Annotated in this window: 5 protein-coding genes; all 5 read right to left on the reverse strand. The window is 45.7% G+C overall.

The genetic code is table 11. The features are described 5' to 3' along the window. Positions 1–98: 98 nt before the first annotated feature. The 5 genes from ACERC6_RS10170 to ACERC6_RS10190 are packed head-to-tail and all read right to left on the reverse strand — an operon-like array spanning position 99 to position 2,287. Positions 99–515, reverse strand: a complete 417-nt coding sequence (locus ACERC6_RS10170; protein WP_373628939.1) for a hypothetical protein — start codon at positions 513–515, stop codon at positions 99–101. A gap of 56 nt (positions 516–571) precedes the next feature. Then, entirely contained in the window at positions 572–1,402 is an 831-nt protein-coding gene (locus ACERC6_RS10175; RefSeq protein WP_373628940.1) for a DUF2303 family protein, read from the reverse strand. Beyond that, complete coding sequence (locus ACERC6_RS10180) at positions 1,399–1,749, reverse strand: hypothetical protein (protein ID WP_373628941.1); 351 nt, start codon at positions 1,747–1,749, stop codon at positions 1,399–1,401. Before ACERC6_RS10180 ends, ACERC6_RS10175 begins: the two co-directional genes overlap by 4 nt. A gap of 23 nt (positions 1,750–1,772) precedes the next feature. Continuing rightward, complete coding sequence (locus ACERC6_RS10185) at positions 1,773–1,997, reverse strand: hypothetical protein (protein ID WP_373628942.1); 225 nt, start codon at positions 1,995–1,997, stop codon at positions 1,773–1,775. Beyond that, the gene (locus ACERC6_RS10190; protein ID WP_373628943.1) at positions 1,997–2,287 is read right to left on the reverse strand and encodes a hypothetical protein; all 291 of its coding nucleotides are present in this window, start codon (positions 2,285–2,287) and stop codon (positions 1,997–1,999) included. Before ACERC6_RS10190 ends, ACERC6_RS10185 begins: the two co-directional genes overlap by 1 nt. Positions 2,288–2,322 lie beyond the last annotated feature (35 nt).

The raw sequence follows: 2,322 nt of genomic DNA on the forward strand, positions 1-2,322 counted from the left end.
ACGCCCACAACAAACAAAATTCATAATAATTAAGTGGTCTGTATCGCACCGTCATCAATATCGGCAGTTCGTACAGTCCTGTGTGTACATACATCATATCAAGTCCTTACTCGTGCGTAGCTGGTGTAGCCGTTCGGCGTAAGCTCTGGATTTTCAGCGTAAATTTCATCCATACTATCCAGCACCGCCCCATAAATTTCACCAAATCCACAAGGTCCGACCTGCATATCCGTCACATAAGTGCGACCATGCACATCATCTTTGATGACCACCTCAATAAAGAACAACCGCTCATCATCAACTGCAACCCTCTGTGGTCGCCAATCACCAAAGAACCGACTGCGGGCAAATACCTCTTCGGCACTCTCGCCATAGATGGGGAATTGCCAATAACCGAACACCTCCATCCCAAGCTTATCTTGTAGTTTGCGTTCGTGGTCGAGCTTTTTTTGGTAATTTCGCCTGCCTTGCTCACGCTTTTTAGCGATTTTGTGTTTTCTGGATTTAGTTTTCATTTATTCTGCCATCCACATACAGCCACAAACCTCGTGGCTGTATGCTTTTTCCAAAATTAACCTTGAAATTTACCAAAGAACAAGCAAAATTCAGAATCAAGCTTATCTTTGACCGCTTGCAAAAAGTCATTTGCCAACTCTTCGGTCAAAAGCTCATAACCCACGATAGATAGGGTGAATTCGGGCTTGCCATTGGCGGTATTGATGGACAATCTAAGTCTGACAGTTTTTGGTTCGCTTAGGGTCTCATACAGCGTGTTTTTGATTTCAAAGTACGCTGGCAGTAGCCCTGCTTGCGATTTGACCGCCACCGTTTCAAGCCGTGAGCGAGACTCTCTAAAATTACCGACTTGGCTCGTGCTTTCGGCAAGCTCATCAATCTTCATGTCTCGGATAACAGCGATGGCTTTTTTCATGGCAATCTCTTCGCCGTTTTCGTCCAAAGCGACAAACTGACCGCCCCAATCTTCCAAGAATACCGCAAAATCTTTTTGGCTGACACGCCCATAATTATGCAAATCAGTGATTTTTTCATACACTTTGGTGGGATTAGCGGTCAAAACCGCGCAAAAATCACAATGTCCCATCGGATAATTGTCATCGCCAAAGTTTAGTACCGCCACTGCTTCCATCGCTGATTTGTCAATGAAAATCTTGGTATTTGCCGCTGTGCCATTTACTTCAACAAATTCACTGAATGAAGTTAGGTCATCAGTGCTAAATGTGCCACGCTTACGAGTGCGAGCGTCAAGAAAACTGTCAATATCGCCAAGCCTAATGTTGCCGTTGTAAGCAATGCCATTGTCGCCAAATTTTAAGATGTCTGGGCGTGCTAGGTCAGCAACGACCGCAAGGTCAGATTCGTGTTTTTCAAAAATGTTTGTCATACAGATACCTCTTTTGGTGTTGAAAATAGCTGAACTTCGTCAGCAGGGAATAGACTTACCGTGCCGTTTCGACCGCAGTACATCGGCGTTTCACGCACATAGTCTTCTTTTCGTGTGCCAAAGGTCTCAGGGGCGGTGTAGTCGAGCTTGTGCTTGACCGAAACCTGACCCATGCCTTTTTCGCCAAGTTGCGTAATGTCAAAGGTCAGTTTAACCTGTCCTTTTTTGCCCGTGGCAATCACTTGACTGCATACATCGCTGATTGCCATGCCGATCTGATCGGCAAACGCTCCGCCTGTCAAATCTGTGAGAAATTCACAGGCGTCGGTTGATTTAAATTCACTCATGATTTTCCTCCGAGTGGTTAGGGTTAATCTTGTTGATAAAACTTCCCATCTCTCTCCACACCCACCGCCATCAGTACATTTTTGGCGGTGGCATAAGATAGGGCTAATGATGCTTGTGCCTGTCTGATGGTTATCCCATCTGGGTGCTTTGCCAGCAGGCGTCTGGCATAAAAGCAATGTGTACCAAAATCCCATCGCTTGCGACGAGCGGCGAGCGGTGTGGCACAAAATGACAAATTGTCTGACATCACACGCTCCGCTGCTTTTCATAAGTTTTAAAAATGAATGTCAAAGCATCTGCCAAAAACACTCTCTCGCTAGGCAGCACCTGCCTATCATTGATCATTCGCACATGGTGGGACAGCCACGACAGCTGACCATATACAGCGAATAGCATTTCTAGGCGGACATCGCCATTTTGACTCTTTTCATAGCTCGTCAGATTTTTGATGGCATCGTTTCGCACGGTGCAAGCATGGCTGGTACTTAGCACCATCTTGGCAAGCTCACGGCGGATTTTGGTTGTGGTTAAAGCCATTTTTTATCTCCAAAATAATTGACAAGATACGCTCT

It is taken from the genome of Moraxella sp. E33BD (genome assembly GCF_041807865.1).
GTDB classification, from domain to species: domain Bacteria; phylum Pseudomonadota; class Gammaproteobacteria; order Pseudomonadales; family Moraxellaceae; genus Moraxella; species Moraxella haemolytica.